This is a genomic window from Selenomonas bovis DSM 23594 (assembly GCF_000381005.1).
Taxonomy (GTDB): domain Bacteria; phylum Bacillota; class Negativicutes; order Selenomonadales; family Selenomonadaceae; genus Selenomonas_C; species Selenomonas_C bovis.
On the sequence record NZ_KB908384.1, the window covers coordinates 64741 to 90862 of the forward strand.

Sequence of the window (26122 nt, forward strand, 5' to 3'; positions counted from 1 at the left end):
TCATTTATTGCAGCTGAGCCTTCCAGTACTCGAGATCCGGCGCGTTGAGCGGCAGGTCGATGGTCTGGCCGCCCTCGTAGTAGAAGCGGAAGCGGACGGTCTCGGCGTTCCGGATGGCCTTGAGGCTCGCGCGCGGCAACTCGACGAAGAGCTTGTTCTCCGTCTGGAACTTGCCGGCATTTGTCTCGCCGGGCGCAGGGCTCTGCTTGACGGCCGCGACCATCTCCCAGGCGTCGCCGTCGGTGTAGAGGACGGCCTGCGGCAGGAGCTTCGCCGTGTCGTAGCGGCTGTCCCAGAGCGTGAGCGTCGCGCCCTCTAGCGCGCCGCTCTCCGTGTGCGAGCTCTGGAAGTCGATGCGGCAGTAGGCGGAGAGGCTCTCCGCCGTGCGGTGGTCATGGTGGTAGAGAAACGAGTAGCCGAAGACGCCGGCGAGCATGAGGAGGAAGCCGCAGGCGGCGAGGGCTTTTCTGGCCAGTGGTTGCATGGAATGCCTCCGTTTTTGGTGAGTTTCAGATGAAGCAGTATGTCCTCAGATGTGCGGCCGTCAGGGGGCGGCGCGCTGTCTGACGTTTGCGTTTGACGCGGGCGGCAGTCACCATTTCCCCGAGACGATGCTCGCGACCTTCTTCGCGACGTAGCGGAGCTCGGAGAGGTACTGCTTGCGTTGGTAGGGCGAGATGGGGCTGTCGGAGCCGATGCCGATGGCGTAATGCACGGGCTCGTAGCCGTCGATGACGGGCACGGCGATGCAGTAGATGCCGTCCTGATATTCCGCGGCGGAGGTGGCGTAGCCGTCGTAGATGACGCGCTCGAGCTCGGCGCGGAGGGCGTCCGGGTCGGTGATGGTCTGCGGCGTGTAGGCCGTGAGCGTCTCAGCGCGGAGGAACGCCTCCTTTTCCTTGACGGTCGAGTAGCCGAGCAGCACCTTGCCGAGACTCGTCGCGTGGAGCGGCGCGTGCGCGCCCTCCTTCGAGAGCGGGCTGCCCGTGTGGTTGAAGGACTGCTCGGCGCAGAGATAGACGGCGGCGTCCTGCTCCTTGGCGGCGAAGTAGACGTTCTTGTGGAACATGTCGCGCAGCGACTGCAGGTACTCCGTGATGCGGTAGTCGATCTTGCGCGTCGCCTTGAACCGGGAGAACAGGGAGACGGCGGCGCCGCCGAGCATGTAGCGGCTCGTCTCGCTGCTCTGCGTGACGTAGCCGCAGAGCTCGAAGGTCTGGAGGATGTTGTGGACGCTGCTCTTGAGCAGGCCGCTGTACTCCGCGAGCTCCGTGACGCCCGCGTCGGGGTGGTCCTGGTCGAAGTAGTCGAGCAGGTGCAGGGCCTTGTAGAGGGATTTTACTTTCGGGGTGGGTTCCGCGGTCATGATACGTTCCTTTCGCTGAGAAAGCGCTTCCTTGCAGTAGCGTTTCCTAAAATCATATTCATTATAGATGAACTGGCGCGAAAAGGAAAGTGTCCGCGCTCCGCGAAATTTTTCTTGCGTTGTCCGCGGCTTTGTGATATGATGAATGCAATTTCAGTTACAACGTTACAATTCAAACGCGATGAACAGGAAAAGTAGGCATCGGAAGGTCCGAAAGAGAGCCGGGGGGCTGGGAACCGGCGGGCGGCACGATGGTGAAGTTCCCCTGGGAGCGGCTCGCTGAGAGACGATGGTCAGTAGGCGCAGACGGAGCCATACCGTTAGCAGATGGCGCATGTTGCTGGACATGCTGGAGTGTCCCCGCGAGGGGGAATTAAGGTGGTACCGCGAGTTATCCCGTCCTTATTGAGAGGACGGGATTTTTGTTTGGAAAGATGGGAGACGATAGGATGGAGGATCGGGTCATGGGCTACCTCGGCCCGGCGGGCACGCACAGCGAGGCGGCCGCGCGCTGGCTGGAGGCGCATGTTCGCCGCGCGGACGGCGCGCGGCGGCTGCAGCCGTTCGCGGACATCGACGAGGTGCTGCACGCCGTCGAGACGGGCGAGGTAGCGTCGGGTTTCGTGCCCGTGGAGAATTCGCTCGAGGGCGCCATCCATGTGACGCTCGATACGCTCGCGCGCAGCGAGGCGCTCGCCGTCGCGCGCGAGGTCATCTGGCCCGTGCATAACGAGCTCATGGCGCGATGCGAGGCGGGGGCGGTGCGGCGCATCTACTCGCACGCGCAGCCGATCAGCCAGTGCCGCGCGTATCTCGCGGCGCATTTCCCGCAGGCGGAGCTCGTCGAGGTCGCGTCGACGGCGCGCGCGGCGAAGCTCGTCGCGGCCGCGCCGCCGGAGGAGGGGCTCGCGGCTATCTGCACGGCGCGCGCGGGCGAACTCTACGGCCTCTCGCCCCTCGCGCATGAGATCCAGGACAGCATGGCGAATTGCACGCGCTTCTTCGAGGTCGTGCGGCGCGGGACGCCGCCCGCCTTGCCGCAGGAGAAGCTCCTCGTCATCTGCCAGATCGATGGCTCGCGGGCTGGCTCGCTCGTGAATGTGCTGCAGGAGTTCGCCGTGCGCGGCATCAACATGACGCGCATCGAGTCGCGGCCCGCGCGCACGCGGCTCGGCGATTATATCTTCTTCTTCGACCTCGAGACGGCGGCGGGGGAGGCGTGCATCGAGGCGGCGCTCGCGGCCGTGCGGGCGAAGTGCAGCTGGCTCAAGAACCTTGGCGCCTTCCCCGTGCTCCAGGCCTGAGCGCGGCGGAGCAGTATTTTTAGAGCGTATGTTTATTTGATAAAATAGAAAGAGGTATGGCTATGGTTATCATCATGAATCCCGAAGCAACGGCAGAGAACATCAAGGCGGTCATCAGCACCATCGAGGACGCGGGCCTCGAGGCAAAGGTCATGGACGGCGCGTCCCAGCGCATCGTCGGCGTCATCGGCGACAAGCGGAAGCTCGGCGATGTGACGTTCGAGGCGATGGACGGCGTGGAAAAGACGGTCGCGATCTCGAAGAGCTACAAGCTCGCGAGCCGCGAGTTCCATCCGCGCTCGAGCGTCGTCGATGTCGCGGGCGTGAAGATCGGCGACGGCACGCCGGTCGTGATGTCCGGCCCTTGCGCCGTCGAGTCGCGCGAGCAGCTTTTCGAGGCGGCGGATATCGTGAAAAAGGCGGGCGCGCAGTTCCTGCGCGGCGGCGCGTACAAGCCGCGCACGAGCCCGTATTCGTTCCAGGGGCTCGAGGAGCAGGGGCTGAAGTTCCTCGCGGAGGCGCGCGAGCGCACGGGGCTCAAGGTCGTGACGGAGGTCACGACGGTCGAGGCGGTCGACCGCGTGGCGGCATACGCCGACATGCTGCAGATCGGCGCGCGCAACATGCAGAATTTCGGCCTGCTCAAGGCGGTCGGCAAGGCGGGCAAGCCGGTGCTCCTGAAGCGCGGCCTCGCGGCGACGATCGACGAGTGGCTCAACGCGGCGGAGTACATCATGAACGAGGGCAACCCCGACGTCGTGCTCTGCGAGCGCGGCATCCGCACCTATGAGACCTACACGCGCAATACGCTCGACCTCTCGGCCGTCGCGGCGGTCAAGCATCTCTCGCATCTGCCCATCATCGTCGATCCGAGCCACGGCACGGGCAAATGGCGCATGGTGCAGCCGATGGCGTACGCGGCGATCGCAGCGGGCGCGGACGGTCTCATGATCGAGATGCACCCGAACCCGGCGAAGGCGCTCTCCGATGGCCCGCAGTCCCTCACGCCGGAGCACTTCGAGCGCGTGATGAACGGCGTGAAAAAGCTCGCCGCGTTCCTGCGCGAGGAGCAGATCGCACCGATGGAGCTCTGAGGGGGATTGGCGACGAAAGGCGCATGCATTTCGTATCAATCTAAATGATATCCGTATCGACGGATTTCCCTTACAGATGATTTTTTGCTCTGCCGCCCGTAGTTTCAGGGATGGCAGGGCTTTTTTATGCTATACTTAGGAAATATAGGATTCTCTTTTAGAGTGGGAGATATGTCAGATGTGCCAGGGAAAGGCGCATGGAAGGGAGAAAGGAAAGGGATATGGAAATCAAGGGGAGCAGCAGGTGGCTGGCGGTGCTCGTAGGCGCCGCGCTTTGCCTCGAGGCGGCGGGGACGGTGCAGGCCAGCCGTCCCGTCCTGCGCGTCGGCATCCATGATGCGGGGCCGGATATCGGCGTAGCGGATGGGGCGGGCGCTTATCACAGCATCAATACGGACTACATGCAGATCCTCGCGAGTTACGCGGGCATGGACGTCGTCTTCGTCAGGGGGACGGCGCGCGAGTGCGAGGAGCGGCTCGCGCGCGGGGAGGTCGATGTCTTGCCTGGGCTGGTGCGGACGGAGGAGCGCGCCCGGACGATGGCGTTTTCCCATCTGCCGATGGGGCTCGGGTATACGACGCTTTATCTGCGCGGCGGGCAGGCGTCGCTTTACGACGCGCAGACGCCTCTTTTGCTCGGCACGCTCGCGAGCCGGTACCAGAGCGGGCAGCTGCCGGAGCTCCTTTCTGGGCTGGGACGTCCGTATGAGACGGAGACGTTCCGGAATTTCCGCACGATGGAGAACGCGTATCAGGCGGGGAGGCTCGATGGCTATTTCGTCGCCAACCAGGTCATGGGCGAGCAGGATGCGGCGGCGGCGTTCGATGCGAATCTGCTGTATTTCGCCGTGCGCGCGGATAACCGGGAGCTGCTCGCGCGGCTTGACCGTGCGGCGAGCGAGCTTGCGATCGTGCGGCCTATGCTGCTGGAGAAGCTCTACACGCTCTATCGTCGCCAGGATCTGGGCCGGGCGCTTTTGTTCGATCCTGCCGAGCGGCAGTTCCTCGCGGAGCATCAGACGCTGCGCGTCGTCTGCGTGGCGCGGGAGCGGCCCTATGCGTATACGGGAGCGGACGGGCGGCTGCACGGCGCGCTCAAGCGCATTGTCTCCCGTCTGGAGCAGGATCTCGGCGTCAGCATTTCGGTGGAGACGCTGACGGATTCTGAGGAGGCGTATGCGCGCGTCGTGCAGGGAGAGGCGGATATCTGCCTCAATATGACGTGGGAGCCCGGCTGGGCGGCGCGCAAGGGCATCGACCAGACGGAGCCTTTCATGGAGTCTTATTATACGCACGTCGTGCGGCGCGGGAGCGAGGTGCCTGACGCGCCGCGCGTGGCCTGCCTCGACAGCCGCTTCGCGGATACGGTGCTCACGCGGCGGTTCGGCGGGGATAAGCTCTTGCGGGAGACATCGGATGCCGCCTGCCTCGCGGATGTGCGAAGCGGCAGGGCAGATATTGCCTGCATCCGGCAGGAGGCGGCGCAGTATCAGACGATGCGGGGGGATTTCCCGGATCTCGTCTCGACGGAGGCGGTCGTCTACCGGAAGAATGTCGCGATGGGCGTGTCGCAGCAGGCCGATCCTGCGCTCCTGCATTTGCTTGACAAGGAGATCCGCTACATGGGGCCGGATGTGACGGAGGCGTATTTCGTGCAGCAGACGCAGCGGGCCATCAACGACCGGTCGGTTTTTTCGTATTTCTACAACTATCCGCTCCAGATCTTCGGCGGCGTGCTGGCGGTCTTCCTGCTCGGGGCGGCGGCGTTCTGGCGCTACCGGCGGCAGCGGCGCAGGAACGAGCAGCGGCTGCAGGGCATTCTCGACAATGACCGTTATACGGGGCTGCATAATGTCACATGGCTCGAGCAGACGGGCGATGCGCTCGTCAAGGCGCGCGGCGAGGAGGCGGCGCGCATGGCGGCGGTCGTCATCAAGGTCGTGCAGCCGAGCGTCATCACGGCGACGTATGGCAGGGAGGCGCTCGTCACGCTGTTCAAGCGTCTCGGAGAGCGGCTGACGGGAGAGTCGTGGGCCGCGCTCGTGGCGACGCGCACGAACGCGGCGGGTGCAGCCTGCCTCACGCATCCCGTGGAGCGTGAGGATCTGCAGGTGGCGCTGCGGCGGATCCTCGCGGACAGCGAGTATCTGCAGGTCGGACACATGCTCGTGCGCATCCCGCTCGAGGCGGGCGTCTGCTATCTCGGCGCGCCGCCGATGGATCTCAATACGGCCATCAACAACGCGGGGCTGGCGGCGCAGGAGGCGCAGCCGCTGTGCTTCTTCAACAGCGCGCTGCAGCGCGACACGCTGCTGCGGAGCCGCATGGAGAGCCTGCAGCAGCGGGCGCTCGAGCGGCGCGAGTTCCATATCTGGTATCAGCCGAAGTACGATCTCGTGACGCGGAAATGCGTCGGCGCGGAGGCGCTCGTGCGCTGGCAGAGCGCGGAGCTCGGCTTCCTGCCGCCGGGGAAATTCATCAGTCTCTTCGAGAGCAATGGCTTCATCACGCAGCTCGATTTCTATAATCTCGAGCATGTCATGCAGTTCCAGCGGGACTGCAAGGCGAAGGGGCTGCCGGTCGTGCCCATCTCCGTGAACCAGTCGCGGCTGCACATGCGCGAGAAGGGATATCTGCACCACATGCGCGCGCTCGTGGACCGCTATACGACGGAGGGCATCGAGCTTGAGCTTACGGAGACGGCGTTCGACTTCGGCAGCGAGGCCATCCGGGAGCATTCGCTCGCCGTCGTGACGGCGCTGCACGCGCTGGGCTTCGCGATCGATATGGACGACTTCGGCAGCGGCTACTCGGATCTCTCGTTGCTCAACCAGCTGCCGCTCGATGTCATGAAGATCGACCGCTCGCTGCTGCTCGCCTCGGAGGAATCCGAGCGCATGCGCGTCGTGCTCAAGATGATGATCGACCTCGGCCACTCGCTCGGCATGCGCGTCATCTGCGAGGGCATCGAGACGGAGGAGCAGGAGGAACTGCTCCGGAACTGCGGCTGTGAGTACGGCCAGGGATTCCTCTACGGGCGGCCGATGCAGCGCGCCGATTTCGAGGCGTTCCTGCGCGCGCACGCCTGAGCACGAGGATGATGGACAGAATATATTTTGCGGGCGGCTTTGTCTCTTTCGGAGAGGCAGAGCCGCCCGCTCTATGATATAATGGAGGCAGAGGAGGCGATGCAGGTGCGAGATACGATGCTCGTTATGGGGATCTCACGAGGCGCATCGTCCGCATCACGGACGATAGGAATCACTGATTCATTCAGCGTTTCCCTAGAATCCTTTTCCCTAGTACCTGCTTTCAAGACAGCGGAGATACTTTCTGCTATAATAGGGCATGGTTTCGATTACGGAAAGGGTGAAGACATGATTTCCCATCGATTGACCCCGTTGACGGAGAGCGGCATCCTCGCCGCTCTTTCTGTCGTTCTGGGGCTCATGGCGGTATTTTTGCCTGTCCTCGGCATCGTCGCCGTGTTCCTCTGGGCGCTGCCGCTGCTCGTGCTCGTGGTGCGTCAGGGCGTGCGGTTCGGCGTGGCGGCGGCGGTGGCCGCGTCCGCGGTGCTGTCGCTCTTTGCGGGGCCGCTTCTCTCGCTGCGCCTGTGCGTGGCGTTCGCGCCCGTCGGGCTTGTGCTCGGCTGGGGCATCGGCCGCGGCTGGGGCGGCGTGCGCACATTCCTCGCTGGGCTCGCGGCGTCCGTCGTGAGCAAGCTTCTCGCGTTCCTGCTGCTCTTTTTCCTCATGGGCATCGACCCGTGGCAGGCACAGCTCGACGGTCTCACGCAGGCGTTTTCGACGACGCTCTCGATGTATGAGGATATGGGGATCGATGCCGCGGCAGTCGCGCAGTCGCGCGGCGAGATCGAGGCGGCGCTCACGATGATCGGGAAGCTCGCGCCGCTCGTCGTGCTCATCATGGGGCTTTCCGATACCGTCGTGCTCTTCCTGCTCGGCGGGCGTATCCTCAGGCGCCTGGGGAGCGCGGCGCCGCAGCTGCCGCCGTTTGGCGCATGGCGGCTGCCGGTCGGCTTTCTCTATCTTTTCGGCTTCTCGCTCGTCGGCCTCTACTGGGGCGGCACGCGTGAGCTGCCGGCTGTCTACACGGCAGCGCTCAACGCGAATATGGCGGCGATGCTCGCGGGCGGCATCCAGGGACTTTCGCTCCTCTCGGTGCTGCTCGGCCATTTCCGCCTGGGCAGGGGTGTGCGCATCCTCATCTATGTTTTCGTGCTGTTCAACGGGCTGCTGCTCCAGATCGTAGCCTTTACGGGGCTCATTGATATGTTCTTTGATTATCGCAAGCGATTTGCCGGCAGGACCGGCGGGAGGTGAGCCGATGCCTCGCAATCTTTCGGCGTGGGTGGACCTGACGCTGCATCTTTTCATCATGCTGCTGCTCATCGGCCTGCTCTCGTTCTACAATTCCTTCCTCGCGCTCACGGCGTTCGTTGTCTGGGTGTGCCTCGCGCTCTTCGCGAAGGAGCGCTGCCTCGACCGCTCGCGGCGGTTCGAGCGCTACTGCAAGAGCGTCATCGCCAATGTCAACGAGCTCATGAACTACGCGATGGAGCGTCTGCCGCAGGCGATCTTCGTCGTCGACGCGGAGGGCCGCATCCAGTGGGCGAATAGCCAGGCGGAGGGGTTCCTCGGCGCAGCCCCGGAACAGGACGCCGACCTCAAGGACTATTGGCCGAGCATCATCCTCGAGCCGGTCTGGGGCACGGAGGGCGAGTATGTCTTCGCCCATGAGGACAAATACTATCAGGTGAAATACCGCCCCGTGAAGTTCGCCGTGCACCAGCCGGAGTACATGGTGCTCTTCGTCGAGGACGTCACGGGCGTCGCGCGGCTCAAGACGGAGTATCAGGAGAGCCGCACGGTGCTCTGCTACATCCAGATCGACAACTACGATGAGGTCATGCAGCGCCAGTCCGAGGCGGAGCGCACGAGCCTCCTGCTCGCGGTGAACCAGGCGCTCGACAACTGGCTCAAGAACCTCGGCGGCTTCATGCGGCGCGTGTCCGACGACCTCTACATCGCCGTGCTCGAGCGCCGTGCGCTCGACAAGGCGATGGCGGAGAAGTTCGACGTGCTCGACAAGGTGCGCCAGCTCCAGAACACGAACCGCCTGCCCGTGACGCTCTCGATGGGCGTCGCGGTCGCGGAGGCGCAGTCGATGGCGGAGCTCGGCCGCCAGGCGCAGGCGGGGCTCGACCTCGCGCTCGGCCGCGGCGGCGACCAGGTAGCCGTCGCTCTCGGTGGCAAGACGCAGTTCTTCGGCGGCCGCGCGAAGGCGGTCGAGAAGCATACGCGCGTCAAGGCGCGCGTCGTCGCGCATGCCGTGCGCGAGATCATGGAGGGCGCGGACGCCGTCTATGTCATGGGTCATCACAACGAGGACTTCGACAGCTTCGGCGCGGCGATGGGCGTCGCGCTCATGGCGCGGTCGCTCGGCAAGAAGACGCACATCATCCTCTCCGAGATGAACGCGGGCATCGACAAGTTCGAGGAGCTGCTCAAGGGCAAGGAGGAGTACGAGGGCCTCTTCGTCCACGCGGAGGATGTCACGACGCTCGACGCGCTGAATCCCGCGCTCTTCGTCGTCGATACGCACATCCCGCACCTCGTCGCCGATCCGACGCTTTTAGAGCGCGTACAGCAGGTCGTCGTCATCGACCACCACCGGCGCAGCGAGAGCTTCATCAAGAACCCGCTGCTCGTCTACATCGAGCCTGCGTCGAGCTCGACGAGCGAGCTCGTCACGGAGCTTTTGATGTACTTCAGCGACGATATGAAGCTCACGCGCCTCGTCGCGACGGCGCTCTACTCGGGCATCGTCGTCGATACGAAGAACTTCGCCGTGCAGACGGGCGTGCGCACGTTCGACGCGGCGGCCTACCTGCGCAGGAGCGGCGCCGATCCCGTCGTCGTGCGCCACCTCTTCCGCTCGGACTACGAGACGACGGTGGCGCTCGCGCGCGCGGAGGCGCACTCTGTGCTCTACGCGGGCGGACTCATCGGGACGTCGATCCCGGGGCCGCTCGCGAACGCCCAGGTCATCGCGGCGCAGACGGCGGACTCGCTGCTGCGCATCGAGGGCGTGCGCATGAGCATCGTCGTCTTCGCGCTCAGCGAGGACACGGTCGGCATCTCGGCCCGCTCGACGGGCGAGCTCAACGTGCAGGTCATCATGGAGGCCTTCGGCGGCGGCGGCCATCAGAACGTCGCGGGCGCCCAGCTCAAGGGACGCAGCGTCGAGGACGTGCTCGCGGAGGCCATAGAGAAGAGTAAAAACTATATCGAGGAGTTTGATTCAGATGAAAGTGATACTTCAGCAGGACGTTAAGAAACTTGGTCAGAAAGGCGACATCGTCGAGGTCTCGGAGGGCTACGGCCGCAATTTCCTGCTGCCGCGCAAGGCAGCCATCCTCGCGACGGCGGAGAACCTCAACGTCGCGAACGCGAAAAAGGGCTCGAAGGAGCGCAAGGACGCGATGGCGGCCGACGAGGCGAAGCTCATGGCGAAGCAGCTCGAAAAGGTCGAGGTGACGATCCCCGTGCAGATCGGCGAGGGCGGCAAGCTCTTCGGCTCCGTCACGGGCAAAGACGTCGCGGCCGCGCTCAAAAAGCAGGGCATCGACATCGACAAGCGCAAGATCGCCATCAAGGGCGAGGTCACGGGCGAAGGCCTCTACGAGGCCGTCATCAAGGTGCACCCGTCCGTCACGAGCACCATCAAGGTCAAGGTCACGGCGAAGTAAATACGGTCCCCTTGGTGATGCGTCGTTATCCGGCACGTGCCGCGGATGATGGCGCACAGGAACCTTCTCCTCAGGCGCGGCCTGCCAGTGGCAGCCCTGGGGGAAGGGACCGCGAAGCGGTGGAAGAGGTGTGGCACGGCAGGGGCGCATGCCCTTCAGGAAAGAACGACAGCAAGGATAACTATGAGCTTTTGGAAAAATATTTTAGACATACTGCATCAGGAAAAGACAACGGAGAAAGGCGAGGGGCAGCCCTCGTCTTTTGCGCCGTCCGGTGAGGACGCGCCGCAGGCGGAGAAACCGGAGGAAGCGCAGGCAGAGGGCATGGACCCTGTAGAGGCGGAGCTCGACCGCGAGATCGCGGCCTTTTACGCCGTGCTCGTCGACACGATGGGCTCCGACCGCCTCGTACTGCAGGCCGGCAAGCTCGGTGCGCTCACGCTCATGCGCTCGCCGCGCCGCGCGGACCGCGTGCTCGCGCTCGAGCGCATCCTGCTCGAGAACCCGACGCTCGGCCCCGCTCCGCGCGAGGACGAGATCCCGCAGATTCTCTCGGAGCTCTCCGAGCGCATCGCGGAGCAGATGGCGCGCAAGAATGTCGAGGACTCCATCGAGAAAAAGGTCAACGACAAGCTCGAGCAGGAGCACCAGGACTACGTCAAGGACATCCGCCTGCAAGTCCTCAAGGAGGAAAAGGGCGAGACGGAGTCGCCGCAGGACGCGGAGAAGCGCGAGAAGCTCGAACGCATGAACAAGATTCATCTCACGCAGTCCGTCATGGAGCTCTTGCGCCCGCAGAGCTTCGATGAGATCGTCGGCCAGGAGCGCGCGGTGAAATCCCTCATGGCGAAGCTCTCGTCCCCCTATCCGCAGCATCTGCTGCTCTACGGCCCGCCGGGCGTCGGCAAGACGACGGCGGCGCGCCTCGTGCTCGAGGCCGCGAAGAAGAAGCCGCTCTCGCCGTTCGGCGAGGACGCGCCCTTCATCGAGACGGACGGCACGACGCTGCGCTGGGACCCGCGCGACATCACGAACCCGCTCCTCGGCTCCGTGCACGACCCCATCTATCAGGGCGCGCAGAAGACGCTCGCCGACAACGGCGTTCCCGAGCCGAAGCCGGGCCTCGTGACGGACGCGCACGGCGGCATCCTCTTCATCGACGAGATCGGTGAGATGGACGAGATGCTGCAGAACAAGCTCCTCAAGGTCCTCGAGGACAAGCGCGCCTATTTCGACTCGGCGTACTACGACCCGACCGACCCGAAGGTGCCGCCCTACATCCGGCAGCTCTTCGAGGAGGGCGCGCCCGCGGACTTCGTGCTCATCGGCGCGACGACGCGCGACGCGGGTCACATCAATCCCGCGCTGCGCTCGCGCTGCGCGGAGATCTACTTCGAGCCGCTCACGCCCGCCCACATCGTGAAGATCATCGGCAACGCGGCGGAAAAGCTCCACGTCGAGCTCGCGGACGGCGTCGCCGATCTCATCGCGGAGTACACCATCGAGGGCCGCAAAGCCATCAACATCCTCGCGGACGCCTACTCGCTCGCGCTCGAGCGCAGCGGCGAGGACGTGCGCATCGGCGAGGCCCTGCGCGCGGCGGAGCAGGCCGGCGAGGACCGGCAGCAGGCCGCGGCGGAGGCGTTCGCCGCCGTCCAGCTCACCGTGGAGAAGCAAGACATCTACGAGGTCGCGCAGGTCAGCCGCCTCTATCAGTTCGTCACGAAAAAGGCGAAGCAGACGGCGGAGCAGGGCCATATCTTCGGCCTCGGCGTCGCGGGCTTCCTTGGCTCCGTCATCGAGATCGAGGCCGTCGCGTTCCCCGCGCATGAAAAGGGCAAGGGCACGGTGCGTTTCAACGAGACGGCCGGCTCGATGGCGAAGGACTCGGTCTTTAACGCCGCCTCCGTCCTGCGCAAAGTCACGGGCAAGGACATCCACGACTACGACGTCCACATCAACGTCATCGGCGGCGGCAACATCGACGGCCCGAGCGCCGGCACCGCCATCCTCGCGGCCCTCGTCTCCGCCGTCACAGGCAGGAAGATCCGCCAGGACGTCGCCGTCACGGGCGAGATCTCGCTCGCGGGATGCGTGCGCCCCGTCGGCGGCGTCTTCGAGAAAGCCTACGGTGCGAAGCAGGCGGGCATCCGCCTCATGGTCATCCCGGAGGAAAACAGAAAAGACATCCCGCAGGACCTCCTCGGGCTCGACATCCGCCCGGTCAAAACGGCGGAGGAGGCCTTCGCATTGATCTTTTCGCCGGAGGCGTAGGGTGAGTAAGAAGGAAGGAACATCATGCCACTACCCGAGCGGGTTCCCCCGCAGAATATAGAAGCCGAACAGTCCGTGCTCGGCGCCATGCTCATCAAGAAGGAAGCCATCACCCAGGCGCAGGAACTCCTGCGCCCGGACGACTTCTATCGCGAGGCACACCGCATCGTCTTCGAGACGATGCTCGAGCTCGCGGGCGACAACGAGGCCGTCGACCTCGTGACGCTCACCGAGGCCCTGCGCAAAAAGGAAATGCTCGAGAAGGTCGGCGGCATCTCCTTCATCACGGCCCTCGCGAACTACGTGCCGACCGCGGCGAACATCGTCTACCACGCGCAGATCGTCAAGGAGAAATCCGAGCTGCGCCACCTCATCGACGCCGCGACAGAGATCGCGAGCGCGGCCTACGAGGCGACCGACGACGTCAAGGACATCATGGACGACGCGGAGAAGAAGATCCTCGCCGTCGCCGCGAATCAGACGGGCGGCGCCTTCGAGCCCATCAGGAACATCGTCATCGACACCGTCGGACGCGTCGAGACGCTCTACGAGAACCAGGGCGGCCTCACAGGCATCAGCACGGGCTTCCGCGACCTCGACCGCGACACGAGCGGCCTGCAGAAATCAGACCTCATCCTCGTCGCCGCGCGCCCCTCGATGGGCAAGACCGCCTTCACGCTCAACATCGCGACGTATGCCGCCATGCACGGCCACACCGTCGCCTTTTTCTCCCTCGAGATGAGTAAGGAGCAGCTCGTGCAGCGCATGCTCTGCTCCGAGGGCGGCATCGACTCGCAGCGCCTGCGCACGGGCCAGCTCGAGGACGCGGACTGGGATCGGCTCATCAACACGGCCGACCGCGTCTCCAAGGCCTCCATCTACATCGACGACACCGCGGGCATCAACGTCATGGACCTGCGCTCGAAGGCCCGCCGCCTCAAGGCCGAGCACGGCCTCGACCTCATCGTCATCGACTACCTGCAGCTCATGCAGGGCCGCGCGCGCAGCAGCAGCGACAACCGCCAGCAGGAGATCTCCGAGATCTCCCGCTCGCTCAAGGCCCTCGCGCGCGAGCTCGACGTCCCCGTCGTCGCGCTCTCCCAGCTCTCGCGCAGCGTCGAGAGCCGCACGGTGAAAAAGCCGATGCTCTCCGACCTCCGCGAGTCCGGCTCCCTCGAGCAGGACGCCGACATCGTCATGTTCCTCTACCGCGAGGACTACTACGACCAGGAGACCGAGCGCAAGAACATCACGGAAGTCATCATCGCGAAGCACCGCAACGGCCCCATCGGCACCATCGAGCTCTTCTTCCAGAAAGAGTTCACGAAGTTCCGCGATCTCTCGCATATGGAATGAGGCGCTTTCTGGGCAGGAAGCAACGCGCGCTCTCTCTTCGCTGCGTTTGCCGCGCGTGGCCTTGCCGTCAGCGCACCATGCGGATGCTCGCAGCAACGCAGCCGCGGCAGCGGTTTCTGAAAGGAAGACAGCAAATGAAGATACTCGTCACAGGCATCACAGGCCAGCTCGGCCACGACGTCATGGAGGAGCTCGCGGCGCGCGGCCATGAGGCCGTCGGCGCGACGCGCAGGGAAATGCCGCTCACGGACTTTCCCGCGCTGCGCGCCTATATCGAGCGCGTGCGCCCCGACGCCGTCATCCACTGCGCCGCCTACACTGCCGTCGACCGCGCCGAGGAGGAAAAGGAGACCTGCATGATCGTCAACGGCGGCGCGACGCGCGAGATCGCCACCGCCTGCCGGGACATCGGCGCGAAGCTCCTCTACCTCTCGACCGACTACGTATTCCCCGGCACGGGAGAGGACTTCTACGAGCCGGACGACGCGAAGGGGCCGCAGAACGCCTACGGCCTCTCCAAGCTCGCGGGCGAGGAGGCCGTCGAGGAGCTCCTCACGCGCTATTTCATCGTGCGCATCTCCTGGGTCTTCGGCGTGAACGGCAAGAACTTCATCAAGACCATGCTGCGCCTCGCCGAGACGCACGACACGCTCACCGTCGTCGACGACCAGATCGGCTCGCCGACCTACACGCGCGACCTCGCGCGCCTGCTCGTAGATATGGTCGAGAGCGAGCGCTACGGCATCTACCACGCGACGAACGAGGGCGTCTGCTCCTGGGCGGATTTCGCGAAGGAAATCTTCCGCCAGGCGGGGCGGGCGGTCACCGTCACCCCCGTACCCTCGACCGCCTATCCTACCCCCGCGAAGCGCCCGAAGAACTCGCGCCTCAGCAAGCGCTGCCTCGACGCCGCGGGCTTCTCGCGCCTGCCCGACTGGCAGGACGCGCTCGCGCGCTACCTCAGAGAACTCGCGGAATGAAAAAGGGGCTGTCGCACGAAGCATTTTCACCACGCTGCCCGGTCAGGAGAGAGTTTCCTGACGGCTTGGTGGGAAATCCTTTCGTGCGACAGCCCCTTGTCTGCGTGCGGGCGTATGGCCGCGCGATAGCAAGCGACGCCGGGGGAGGCGCTCATGCGGCTTTGACGTGAGCCGCGGATTCTGGGCGGGCCCTGTCTCAGAGCAGAAACCGCCGCGCGCAGAGCAAGAAGAACGCCGCGACGGCGAGGAGGAATGAGAAAAGCTCGACGCAGCGCAGCGGATAGGCGAGATGCAGCGGGACATCGACGACGCGCGGAACATTGCTCGTCAAAAGAGAGATGGCGATCGAGACGTAGAGCAGCTCTACCGTGAGCGACGAGACCTTCGCCTCCGCGAACGCCCGCAGGAGCAGATAGACGCTGACCGCGATGAAGAAATAAGCGACCTTGTCGCCGTGACCGTGAAACCGGGCCATAGGAACACAACCTTTCTATACTACACTCATTCGCCATACCTGTGTCGTTTTCCTGCTAGTGGGGCGGCGCACGAGAGAGGAGTACGCGCATGAAGAAACAAGCAAATATCCTCGCGGCGGCCCTGCTCGCCGCGCTCCTCCTGCTCCTCTTTCCCGCCTGCGGGCATGAGCCCGTGGTAAAGACCGTGCTCGTCATGGACACCGTCGCGCAGCTCACAGCCGTGGACGGCGAGGCGAGAGCCGCCGTCGACGAGAGCATCGCGCTCCTGCAGCGTCTCGACCGGATCGCTGGCACAGGCGAGGAGAGCGACGCCGCGCGCCTCGCCGCCGCCGCGGGGACAGGCGCATGGGTGGAGATCTCGCCCGAGGTCTACGAGATGCTAGAGGCCGCGCAGGATTGGGCCGCGCGCACGGACGGCGCCTTTGACGTGACGGCGGGCCCGCTCGTCGCGCTCTGGGGCATCGGCACCGACCGCGCCCGCGTGCCCGCGCCGGAGGAGATCGCGGCTGCGCGCAGCCATGTGGGCTGGCAGCGCCTCGAGCTTGCAGGCGACGGCCAGCGCGCGCGCCTCCGCTCACCCGGCATGGACATCGACCTCGGCGGCATCGCCAAAGGCTACGCCCTCGACGCCGTGCGGGCCATCTACGCGGCGCACGGCGTCAAAAACGGCATGATTAGCCTCGGCGGCAGCTCGCTCTATGCCCTCGGCAAGAACGAACACGGCGACGACTGGCGCATCGGCATCCGCGCGCCGCGCGGCGAGACAGCGCAGGAGTACCTCGGCATCCTCCCGATCTCAGACGCTGCCCTCTCAAGCTCCGGTGACTACGAGCGCTACTTCGAGCAGGACGGCCAGCGCTACCACCACATCCTCGACCCGCGCACCGGCGCCCCCGCATCCTCCGGCCTCTACGGCGTCACCGTCATCCTGCGCGGCGACCACGCGGGCATGATGAGCGACCTCCTCACGACCGCCCTTTTCGTCCTCGGCGAGGAAAAGGGACGCGCGCTGCTCAAGGCGGCCGACCTCCCCGCCACAGTTCTCTTCATCTCCCCGGACACGACCGCTGCCTACCGCCTCGGCGAAGCCCTCCCCGCAGGCGGTGCATCCCTGAGAAATCTCTTGCAGAAACAGGCGGGGAATGTACGCTGGGAGGATGGAGAATAGGCACTGCGACCGCAGGTGCAGCTTCGGCTGCACCTGCGGTTTTTATCAAGACGCCAGTGTATGAGTGCAAAATTGTAGGACATACACCCATCGGCACGTCCTCGTGGCGCACGGCGTGAGAAAAAGATGGGGACAGCAGGAAATTTCTGATTTCTGGCGAATGAATGACATAGAAATAGGTTAAGCTGTAGAAAGAAACAGAAGAGAAATTTCTTATAGGAAGTGCTGAATTAATCAGTGCTTCCTATAGATACCTTCGAGGAGGGACCTTTATGTCGAGATGGCGCGCAGAACGGATGGGCACAGCATCGCATTATGAAAACGGGAAAACCATAGAGCGATTGCAACGAGCGTTCGACGGCATCGAACGCCCCGCCCCGAAACGCCCGCAAACGCGTGCGGAGCGTCGGCGCCTGCAGCGCGAACGAGACATCGAGGATGCATATATGCCGGATACCTCCATGCAGGACGTCACAGCGGAACGCGACAAGGACGCGGGGAGGACATTCTCCCATAGGCATGGCAAAGAAATGTCCCTGCGAGAACAGCGCGAAGCTGCCGCGCGTCTCATAGACTGCCCGGACGTCATCAACAGGGCAGGCCTCTACGACACCATCACCCTCCGCGATAGTGACGGGGAGGAATACGAGCGGGAACTTGACTTCCCCGAGACCAAGACGCCGCCGATTTTCAACGCCTTCCGCGGCGACTATGTCGGCGCGGTCCATTCGATCGGCGGCTATACGTATCAGCTCGTGAAGGTGAAAAAGGCGAATGGGCGCGTCTATGCGCTCGGGGCGAAGGGGAGAGATGGACAGAAAGGACAGGGGAAGAGGATGAGATGGCGATGATGGGCAGCGTGGAGAGCATGGAACTGCGCGCCGTCGAGCAGGCGAAGATCAGCTGCGCGAAAAAGCATTTCTGTGTCATCAGCGGCGACGCTGTGCGCTACGATGTTGTCGACAGCTACGAGGCGCTGCGTCAGCTCGTCATGAGCTTCTGAAAGGAGCAATCATGAAATGAGATGTTTTTGCAAGACCTCACGTTAGCAGAGAATCTAGGAAAAGGGAGTACGTTTATGACAGGAGAAACAGCTGGGTGTTGGAATTTCCCGGAGAATAACAGTGGACAGGCGAGAGGAATCGCGGATGCTGGGATGGCGACTTTCCAGGGGAACCGGATCGGCGCCCTGGCACGCGAGATTTGTCAGAATTCCTTGGATGCGCTGAAGGATGGCGAAGACGGAGTGACGGTGACATTTGCCTGGCGTAGCGTCCCGAAGAAGCGGATGCCGGGATATGCTGCCGTTAAACGAGCGTTGGAAGATGCTAAGGCCTTTTGGGATACGCAGACAAGCCCGGATACTCAAAATTTCTTGAACGAGGCGGTGCGCAAGATCAATGATCCTCTCGATATGATGGTATTGCGCATGAGTGATGACCATACGACAGGGCTTTCCTATCCGTATGAGCCGAATCGGCTCGATGGCTGGAATGCTTTGACGCGCCTTGATGGCGGTGCGACGAAGGCGGGCGACAGCGCGGGAAGCTTCGGCATCGGGAAGAACGCGCCGTTTGTCAGCTCGTGGTGCAGGCTCGTATTTTATCGCACATTGAACGAGCAGGGAGAGCGCGCGGCACAGGGGATGATGCGGCTGGTTTCTTTTCCGAAACAGGGTGATGCGGATCATTTGACGACGGGCATCGGGTATTATGGCAACCCCCAGAGAAATCTACCGGTGCCGGAGATCCCGGAGCTTGAAGCACTGAATCGGCGTGAGGGAACTGGCACGGATGTCTTTGTCTATGGATTCCAGAGCCCGAAAGACGTCGATACGGAGATGGGCTCCTGGGATGAGGATATCAAGCTGGAGCTTCTTTCTAACTTCATTTATGCCATCTATAGGAACCGTCTGACGGTCGTCTTTGAGAATAACGCGGGAACGCGGGAGATCCTGGAGCGGTCGAGCATAGGGCGTTATGTTGAAAAGTTCTATGCGCGGAGCAAGAAAGCGAAGGTGAAGAACCTCTACAACACGTACCTCCTCCTGCGTTATTCTGAGCGTGTGAATTCTTTTTCAACGCCTTTCCATGGCCTTGGTACCTTGAATCTGCGCTGCTTGAACCAAGAGGGTGAGCCAAGTCTGAACCGACAGGTTCTCGTAGTGCGCAAGTCAGGGATGACGTTGTATTATATGAAAAGCATATCGAAGACGATCAATTTCACTGGCATACTGGAGCTCCAGGGCGAAAAGCTCAATGCGTTTTTCCGGGCGATGGAGAATACGGATCATACGAAATGGGAGGCCAAGCGTCATCCAAGTCCATCCCGGGCAAAGCTTTATTTGAAAGAAATGCGGGATTGGGTGCAGGACAGTGTGATCAGCCTCGTGGATAAGCAGGTAGTCGATGAGGAGGTCGAGGTCAAGGGGCTCAGCTCGATGTTGCAGGAAGGCGCGATGGAACTGCCGCCGACCATCGCGCTTGTGGAGAGTCAGGAGCAGCCAAAGGAGACGATTCAGCCAACGCATTCGGAGTTTGAGGCGGCGCAGCAGCCTGCGCCGGAGCCGAGCAGGGGCATATTGCACAGGAACCAGCCCGCGGAGCAGGGAAAGGAAACCGGTCGGACGAAAAAGACGAAGGGGACCATCACGGAACGGGGGATTCACTCCGTGATGCGGCTGCTCAAGGGGACGCGCAAAAGAAAGAAGAAAACCATGCACAAGGGAGAGGAAGATCCGCAGGGAAAGGATCTCTTGCTGAAGCCGGAGCGCGGAAAATGGCAGGATGTCCCTTTGCAGTCATTGCGCATTCTGAAGCTGTCCGGCAATCACTATCGGTTGCTCTTCGAAGTGCCTGTGCCTGTCAGAAAGGGACGGCTGGAGATTGTCACTGTGGGAGAGAATGGAAAAAGCGTCCTACTGAGGGCGGGAAAGATCCAGTCGTGGACGAATCTGGAGATGGCAGAGGTCATTGATGGGAGCATCCATTTCTGCAATCTTCAGCCGGGCAACCGCGTTAAGCTGGAGTTCTCTTTACTGGCGGAGAAGGAGTATGCCATGGAGGTGCACGCGTATGAAGATAACTAAACGTTTATATGCGTACCCTGTCTTGGCGGCGGATAAGGATGATTATCGGAAGGCAATCTTCTCTGTCGAGATGAGTGAGCACATGGAATTGACGGATTTCGTTTTGCATTTTTCTGTCCAGCTGACCTCGGAAAGTTTGATCCGCATGATTGGACAAGGCGAGGCGGAATACCTGATCCATATCGAATGTTCCAGTACGGCATTCCGGAAGGCGTATCATTTTGCATCGCCGCAGTTCGAGGTGCGGATCCCTTTGGAGAAAATCAACCACATGGTGGAAATCGTGGCGTTTGTCGTGACGAAAAAGCATATTTCTGGCTTCCACAGCGAGGAATGGGTGGATGATTTTTCCGGCTTGCGGTTTGATTTGGAAAAGGGCTCCATCCTGGCCTATCAGAATCTCCCGAATCTCAGCATTGCTAAAAGCATGCATCAATCTGCGGCGCATCCATCTCTTTTCTATATCCGGAAACGGCAGGATGATGGCAGACAGGGGATGCAGCTGTTTCTCGAGGGGGACAAGATCCTGATCAGCTTACTGGAACCGGAGTATCGCCTCTATCAGCAATTCAACAATGACACGGAGATGCAGCCGGTCTTGAACGCGATGCTCATTCTGCCCGCGCTCGTCTATATGTTCGAGGAGCTTGATCAGGAATATGAGGAGGACGCGACGGATAGGCATGATTATACGGGTTGTGCCTGGTATGAGGCGTTAGAACAGTCTTATCGGAGCCGGGGCAAGGATTTTGAGGAAACGTTGCGGGACAGGAATCGCACGTCTTTTGATAAAGCACAAGAAGTTATGGAATTCCCCGTTGTCAAGGCGCTTGCTTCGCTGCAAGCAATCCGGAATGATTTCGGGGACGACGGGGAGGATGACGTATGAAGCTGTATTTCATGAAAAGCACTTCCCTGGGCGTACTGAAGGCGGAGCTGCCGAATGTCTATACGAAGTATTTCACGGAGGCCGATGGTGCATGGCTTATGGATATTTGCGGCGAGGATCCATTTGAGGACGCGGGCATCGAGGTCCCGGATTTTGAGCTGGCTAGCTTGGATGACGGCGCAAGTGCCGGCAGGATCGATCTTGAGAATTGCAAAATCATCTACCGCAATCTCAAAGTGCTCAATGAGACGCAGGCGAGTGATGAACGGCTGTGGGCCGGTATGACACATGGGATGTTCTACTCCTATATGCGGCGGCGCTGGGGTTACGATCGGCGCGCGCCGCAGGACGCACAGAAGGATGTGTCGGAAATTCTGACGCGGTTTTTCTTCCAAGGCGGTGTGCGGAGCGGCTTTTATCGGAATACATTCGCCAAATGCTGGTGGGTCGGGAAGGCGCTCTGTTCCGAAGACAGAAAAAATCCTTTCCACATGTTGGATGTCCTGGGGGATAAGGATTTGAATTCAAAAATCACAGCAATCTTTTACAGTAATACATTTTCTTCAAATCCCGTGATTGTCGACGGCATCATTCGAGGAATAGAACATTTCACAAGCCAAGGGAAACCGTTGATAGAGAAAAAGCATATCCGTCCGGCGATGAGTGCGTTGAATGCTCTGGGCGGCCGGGTTATCCTGGATTGTTTGTCAGCAGAGGAAATCAAGGAGAACTTTATCGAGATAGTCGAGAAGCTCGTACAGGGAAAAGGAACAGCAGCCTTTGGTACTGCCGATGTTGCCGATGCTGGCGATGACGCAGCGGAGGCGGATGACAGCGAGATGGTTATCGAGCCGGTGGAACGCTGCATTGTAGAGGGGAATACAGTGGACTTGCAGGCGCTTGATGGTACAAGGAAGCGTTCTTTTCAGATCAAGATGCGTGATGGGAAAATGCCGACGGTAGCGGCGTCGCTGCTGGGGAAAAAGCTGCATGATGAATTGTCCATCGACGGGCAGGTGTATGTGGTGATCGGTATCAAGTAATGCATCTTGCAATCCAGACATGAAAAACGCCTGCCGCTCGGGCAGGCGAGAGAGTTCCTACTGCCCGGCAGCGCGTGCCGGGCAGATTTTGTTTAGGGAAGCGCTTCCTTAGAAGTAGTGCGCCTTGCGGTGCGCTGCTTTCTTTTTTCGGCGGCGGTCCGAGCCCCTTCAAGCTGCTTGGTGAGGTAGTCGATGAGGATGCGGCTGATGACGTAGAGGGGGAGGCGGCTCGTGGCGTCGACGCTGGTGATGGAGACGTGGTGGTGCTTGTAGCCGAAGACGGCGGCGTGGGCGATGCGCGTGACCCGGACAAGGCCCTCGACTTCGCGCTCCACTGCATGGCCTGAGCCGGAGAGGCTCAGTCTGATATAAGAGAATCAGCAAGCAGATCCTTGGGAACATGGCGACAAGCGCGCTGCTTGCTTTTTCTATATATTCCTAGAGATTTTGCCCGGTGGGGGTTACCGTGGCGAGACGAGACGTTTCCACGAGAGGAAACGGTTACGATTGAAGAAGGAAAAAGAGAATGAAAAAGAAAGCACTCATCGCGGCCATCCTGGCTGCCACGACGCTCTCGGCCACGACGGCGTTCGCGGCGAAGAATCCCTTTAACGATGTACCGGCAGACCACTGGTCGTACGACGCCCTCGCGATGCTCGCGAAGGACGGCGTCATCGAGGGCTACGCGACGGCACGTTCCAGGGCGACAAGCTCATGAACCGCTACGAGATGGCGGAGATTGTCGCAAAGGCTGCGGAGAAATACGGCTCGGTCGGCCTGAAGGACAAGGGCGCCATCATGAAGAAGTACGGCATCAACTGGATCCGCCTGCGCATCTGGAACGATCCTGTGCATGAGAACGGTGGCGGCTATACGACGGCGGAGCGGGCGCTCGCGATGACGCTGCGCGCGCACGCGCTCGGGCTGAAGGTGCTCATCGATTTCCACTACAGCGATTTCTGGGCGGATCCCGGCAAGCAGTGGGCGCCGAAGGCCTGGGAGAAGGACGACGCCAAGAAGGTGCAGTGGGATGTCTATGACTATACGAGGCAGGTGCTCGCCGACTTCAAGGCGGCGGGCGCGCTGCCTGAGATGGTGCAGGTCGGCAACGAGATTACGAACGGCATGATCTGGCCGCTCGGCAAGCTGCCGTCCGCGGATAACGGCAAGACGCTCGCCTCGTTTGTCGCGAGCGGCCTCAAGGCCGTGCACGATACGGACGCGGGCATCAAAACGATGATCCACATCGCAATTCAAGATCAGCCAGCGGTTCACGGGGCTCAAGGACGGCAAGTATACGCTCGCCGTCTCGACGCAGGGCGGCGGCGGCCAGTCGAAGTACAGGCTCTTTGCGGAGACAGGCGGCGCGGTGCAGACGGCAGATATCCAGAATACGAAGTGGAATGAGTGGCATACGTTCAAGATTCAGGACATCGAGGTCGAAAACGGCACCTGTACGGTCGGCGTTGCCATGGAGGCCGGGCCGGGCACCTGGGGCAGCCTTGACAATTTCGAGTTCTATCGCCAGGAGTGACATTCCCTTGTTCAGCGGAAAAAAATAATCTGAAATCGTTTACGATTTCGTATTGACACGCGCTGACCCGCGCGGTACAATACGAATAGAAACAAAATAAAGGGAAGCAATTTCTCGGCGCAGGGATTGCTTTTCTTTCTGGGGATTTTAGAAAACGTTTACAGGAAGAAATAGGAGGCATATCATGGAGAAGGAATTTCTGGCAGGGATGGCAAAGGTATTCGAGGAGAAGTTCGGCGCACAGGCGGAGCGCCGCTATTTCTCACCGGGGCGCGTGAACCTCATCGGTGAGCATACGGACTACAACGGCGGGCATGTGTTCCCGTGCGCGATCTCGCTCGGAACCTACGCGCTCGTGCGCGACCGCGCGGACGCTGTGACGCGCGTCTATTCGATGAATCTCGCGGACAAGGGCGTCATCGAGTTTCCGATGAGCGGCCTTGTCTATGATGCGGCGAAGGACTGGGCGAATTATTTCATGGGCGTCGTAGATGTCTTTGAAAAGGCGGGATACAAGGCGTCGCATGGCTTCGACATCGTCATCAACGGCACGCTGCCGGGCGGTGCGGGCCTCTCCTCGTCGGCATCGCTCGAGGTGCTCATGTCGGTCATTTTGAACGAGGCGTTCTCCTTCGGCCTGCCGATGCTCGAGATGGTGAAGCTCTCGCAGCAGGCGGAGAACAAGTTCGTCGGCGTGAACTGCGGCATCATGGATCAGTTCGCGGTCGGCATGGGCAAGGCGGACTGTGCGATGCTGCTCGACTGCAACACGCTCGACTATCGTTACAGCAAGATCGTGCTCAAGGACGCGAGCATCGTCATCACGAACACGAACAAGCCGCACAGCCTCGCCTCGTCCGCTTACAACGTGCGCCGTGCGCAGTGCGAGCATGCGCTCAATGAGCTCCGCGAGGTGCGCCCGGAGCTCAAAGCGCTCGGCGAACTCTCGAACGAGGCGTTCGAGAAGATCGCCGGCCATATCGCCGAGCAGCTCGAGCGTCAGCGCGCGCATCACGCGGTATTTGAGAACAACCGCACGCTCGAGGCCGTGGCGGCGCTCGAGCGCGATGATGTGGCGCAGTTCGGCAAGCTCATGAACGAGTCACATTTCTCGCTGCGCGATGACTACGACGTGACGGGCCGGGAGCTCGACACGCTCGCGGAGATTGCCTGGTCGCTGCCCGGCGTCATCGGCTCGCGCATGACGGGCGCGGGCTTCGGCGGCAGCACGGTGAGCCTCGTGAAGAACGATGCCATCGAGGCGTTCAAGGAGAAGGTCGCGGCGGCCTATACGGAACGCATCGGCTACGCGCCGAGCTTCTATGTCGCGAGCATCTCGGAGGGGACGCATCGCCTCGACTGAACGGCGCAGTGCGGTTTTCAAACGCTTGTGGCATTTTCCAGAAAAGAAACAGAAATTTTACAGAAAACATCCTAGTAATCCTCTAGTAAACGTGCTAGAATAGAAAACAGATAGAAAGGGAGAGGTCAATATGTCGATTCTTGTTTGCGGCGGTGCCGGCTATATCGGTTCCCATGCTGTGCATCAGCTCGTGGCCAAGGGAGAGGATGTCGTCATCGTCGATAACCTCCAGACGGGGCATCGCGGGGCCATCCATCCCCAGGCGAAGTTCTATGAGGGCGATATCCGCGACGCGGCTGTGCTCGACAAGATTTTCACCGAGAATGATATCGAGGCGGTCATCCATTTCGCGGCGAATTCCCTCGTCGGCGAGAGCATGGAGAAGCCGCTGAAGTATTTCAACAACAATGTCTACGGCATGCAGGTCCTGCTCGAGGCGATGGTGCGCCATCACGTTGACAAGATCGTCTTTTCCTCGACGGCGGCCGTCTACGGAGAGCCGAAGCGCGTTCCCATCATGGAGGACGACGAGACGAACCCGACGAATACCTACGGCGAGACGAAGCGCACGATGGAGAAGATGATGAAATGGGTGAGCCGCGCCGACGGCGTGCGCTATGTGTCGCTGCGCTACTTCAACGCGGCGGGCGCGCTCGATGACGGCTCCATCGGCGAGGATCACCACCCGGAGACGCATCTCATCCCGCTCATCCTCCAGGTGCCGCTCGGAAAGCGTGACCACATCACGGTCTTCGGCGACGACTATCCGACGCCGGACGGCACGTGCCTGCGCGACTACATCCACGTCATCGACCTCGCGGACGCGCATGTGCTCGCGCTCGAGTATCTGCGGAAGGGCGGCGAGAGCAATATCTTCAACCTCGGCAACGGCCAGGGATTCTCGGTCAAGGAGATGATCGAGGCGGCGAAGAAGGCCACGGGCAAGGATATCAAGGTCGAGATGGGCGCGCGCCGCGCCGGCGACCCCGCGCAGCTCATCGCCTCGAGCGAGAAGGCGCGCAAGGTGCTCGGCTGGCAGCCGCGCTATACGGATGTTGAGCAGGTCATCGGCACGGCCTGGACGTGGCATCAGAAGCACCCGGACGGGTATCAGGACTGACCATGACAAACTCAACGCACAAACGTCCACTTTGTGGACATTGTGCGCCCGTCCTTGCAGTAAATCCAGCCAATCGCGCTGCGCCTGCGGCTTGCGCTCTTGGGGATTTACATAGTAAACAATCTATGATATATAAGGGAGGGGCTGTCACATGGAAGCCTTCCCCATAGGGGGAAGGCGGCTTTCGTGCGGGAGCCTCTTTTCGTATGATCCGCGTGGAGAGAAAGGAATGGATGAAGATGTCGATCAATCATGAAATCAATCGCCTGATTCATTTTGCGGTACAGAAGAACCT

24 protein-coding genes and 1 other annotated feature are annotated in these 26122 nt (G+C 61.7%); of the genes, 20 read left to right on the forward strand and 4 right to left on the reverse strand.

Features of this window, described 5'->3' with window-relative positions; translation table 11 throughout:
* Positions 1–4: 4 nt before the first annotated feature.
* Both F599_RS0104750 and F599_RS0104755 read right to left on the reverse strand, forming a co-directional pair.
* Complete coding sequence (locus tag F599_RS0104750; RefSeq protein WP_019542380.1) at positions 5–484, reverse strand: hypothetical protein; 480 nt, start codon at positions 482–484, stop codon at positions 5–7.
* A gap of 108 nt (positions 485–592) precedes the next feature.
* Positions 593–1366: an IclR family transcriptional regulator gene (locus F599_RS0104755; RefSeq protein ID WP_019542381.1), complete on the reverse strand. Its 774-nt coding sequence runs from the start codon at positions 1364–1366 to the stop codon at positions 593–595.
* A 172-nt stretch (positions 1367–1538) separates the two neighbouring features.
* Positions 1539–1773: a binding site (T-box leader), on the forward strand.
* A gap of 42 nt (positions 1774–1815) precedes the next feature.
* Between F599_RS0104755 and pheA the strand changes: the two genes are divergently transcribed.
* The 9 genes from pheA (at position 1816) to rfbD (ending at position 15146) form a co-directional block, all read left to right on the forward strand.
* A complete protein-coding gene (pheA, locus tag F599_RS0104760) occupies positions 1816–2670 on the forward strand; it encodes a prephenate dehydratase (protein WP_033369088.1) in 855 nt (284 codons plus the stop codon).
* Positions 2671–2732: 62 nt separating this feature from the next.
* A complete protein-coding gene (aroF, locus tag F599_RS0104765; RefSeq protein ID WP_019542383.1) occupies positions 2733–3764 on the forward strand; it encodes a 3-deoxy-7-phosphoheptulonate synthase in 1032 nt (343 codons plus the stop codon).
* A gap of 221 nt (positions 3765–3985) precedes the next feature.
* A complete protein-coding gene (locus F599_RS0104770) occupies positions 3986–6853 on the forward strand; it encodes an EAL domain-containing protein (protein ID WP_019542384.1) in 2868 nt (955 codons plus the stop codon).
* A 288-nt stretch (positions 6854–7141) separates the two neighbouring features.
* Complete coding sequence (locus F599_RS0104775; protein WP_026327825.1) at positions 7142–8107, forward strand: YybS family protein; 966 nt, start codon at positions 7142–7144, stop codon at positions 8105–8107.
* Between the two features lie 4 nt (positions 8108–8111).
* On the forward strand, positions 8112–10121 hold the full coding sequence (locus tag F599_RS0104780; RefSeq protein WP_019542386.1) for a DHH family phosphoesterase: 2010 nt from the start codon (positions 8112–8114) through the stop codon (positions 10119–10121).
* Positions 10093–10536: a 50S ribosomal protein L9 gene (gene rplI, locus F599_RS0104785; RefSeq protein ID WP_019542387.1), complete on the forward strand. Its 444-nt coding sequence runs from the start codon at positions 10093–10095 to the stop codon at positions 10534–10536. Before F599_RS0104780 ends, rplI begins: the two co-directional genes overlap by 29 nt.
* 324 nt (positions 10537–10860) lie before the next feature.
* A complete protein-coding gene (lonC, locus tag F599_RS0104790; protein ID WP_081626330.1) occupies positions 10861–12810 on the forward strand; it encodes a Lon family ATP-dependent protease in 1950 nt (649 codons plus the stop codon).
* Positions 12811–12834: 24 nt separating this feature from the next.
* Positions 12835–14166 carry a replicative DNA helicase gene (gene dnaB / locus F599_RS0104795; RefSeq protein ID WP_019542389.1) on the forward strand — a complete coding sequence of 444 codons (1332 nt, stop codon included), beginning with the start codon at positions 12835–12837 and terminating at the stop codon, positions 14164–14166.
* 134 nt (positions 14167–14300) lie between these two features.
* Positions 14301–15146, forward strand: a complete 846-nt coding sequence (gene rfbD / locus F599_RS0104800; RefSeq protein WP_019542390.1) for a dTDP-4-dehydrorhamnose reductase — start codon at positions 14301–14303, stop codon at positions 15144–15146.
* Between the two features lie 196 nt (positions 15147–15342).
* Here the strand turns inward: rfbD and F599_RS0104805 are convergent, their stop codons facing one another.
* Positions 15343–15621: a hypothetical protein gene (locus tag F599_RS0104805; protein WP_019542391.1), complete on the reverse strand. Its 279-nt coding sequence runs from the start codon at positions 15619–15621 to the stop codon at positions 15343–15345.
* Between the two features lie 89 nt (positions 15622–15710).
* On the opposite strand from F599_RS0104805, the gene F599_RS0104810 reads away from it, so the two are divergent.
* The 6 genes from F599_RS0104810 (at position 15711) to F599_RS0104835 (ending at position 21810) form a co-directional block, all read left to right on the forward strand.
* On the forward strand, positions 15711–16790 hold the full coding sequence (locus tag F599_RS0104810) for an FAD:protein FMN transferase (protein WP_019542392.1): 1080 nt from the start codon (positions 15711–15713) through the stop codon (positions 16788–16790).
* Positions 16791–17062: 272 nt separating this feature from the next.
* Complete coding sequence (locus F599_RS0104815; protein ID WP_019542393.1) at positions 17063–17641, forward strand: hypothetical protein; 579 nt, start codon at positions 17063–17065, stop codon at positions 17639–17641.
* A complete protein-coding gene (locus tag F599_RS15510) occupies positions 17638–17793 on the forward strand; it encodes a restriction endonuclease (protein WP_156021935.1) in 156 nt (51 codons plus the stop codon). Before F599_RS0104815 ends, F599_RS15510 begins: the two co-directional genes overlap by 4 nt.
* 426 nt (positions 17794–18219) lie before the next feature.
* The gene (locus F599_RS0104825) at positions 18220–19878 is read left to right on the forward strand and encodes a hypothetical protein (protein ID WP_211209069.1); all 1659 of its coding nucleotides are present in this window, start codon (positions 18220–18222) and stop codon (positions 19876–19878) included.
* Positions 19766–20767, forward strand: a complete 1002-nt coding sequence (locus F599_RS0104830) for a hypothetical protein (protein WP_156021937.1) — start codon at positions 19766–19768, stop codon at positions 20765–20767. Before F599_RS0104825 ends, F599_RS0104830 begins: the two co-directional genes overlap by 113 nt.
* Positions 20764–21810, forward strand: coding sequence for a DUF6339 family protein (locus F599_RS0104835; RefSeq protein ID WP_019542397.1), 1047 nt, complete (start codon positions 20764–20766; stop codon positions 21808–21810). Before F599_RS0104830 ends, F599_RS0104835 begins: the two co-directional genes overlap by 4 nt.
* Before the next feature lie 92 nt (positions 21811–21902).
* On the opposite strand, the gene F599_RS15515 is transcribed toward F599_RS0104835, so the two are convergent.
* Positions 21903–22145, reverse strand: a complete 243-nt coding sequence (locus tag F599_RS15515) for a hypothetical protein (protein WP_020700498.1) — start codon at positions 22143–22145, stop codon at positions 21903–21905.
* A gap of 191 nt (positions 22146–22336) precedes the next feature.
* On the opposite strand from F599_RS15515, the gene F599_RS16020 reads away from it, so the two are divergent.
* The 5 genes from F599_RS16020 to galE all read left to right on the forward strand — a co-directional run bounded on the left by F599_RS16020 (position 22337) and on the right by galE (position 25827).
* The gene (locus F599_RS16020; RefSeq protein WP_026327827.1) at positions 22337–22528 is read left to right on the forward strand and encodes an S-layer homology domain-containing protein; all 192 of its coding nucleotides are present in this window, start codon (positions 22337–22339) and stop codon (positions 22526–22528) included.
* On the forward strand, positions 22525–23217 hold the full coding sequence (locus F599_RS13630; protein WP_019542399.1) for a glycosyl hydrolase 53 family protein: 693 nt from the start codon (positions 22525–22527) through the stop codon (positions 23215–23217). Before F599_RS16020 ends, F599_RS13630 begins: the two co-directional genes overlap by 4 nt.
* Positions 23180–23344, forward strand: a complete 165-nt coding sequence (locus F599_RS15520) for a hypothetical protein (RefSeq protein ID WP_019542400.1) — start codon at positions 23180–23182, stop codon at positions 23342–23344. Before F599_RS13630 ends, F599_RS15520 begins: the two co-directional genes overlap by 38 nt.
* Positions 23345–23528: 184 nt before the next feature.
* Positions 23529–24707 (forward strand): galactokinase, encoded by a 1179-nt coding sequence (locus F599_RS0104860; protein WP_019542401.1) that lies wholly within the window; start codon positions 23529–23531, stop codon positions 24705–24707.
* Positions 24708–24837: 130 nt separating this feature from the next.
* On the forward strand, positions 24838–25827 hold the full coding sequence (gene galE / locus F599_RS0104865) for a UDP-glucose 4-epimerase GalE (protein ID WP_019542402.1): 990 nt from the start codon (positions 24838–24840) through the stop codon (positions 25825–25827).
* Positions 25828–26122: the final 295 nt, after the last annotated feature.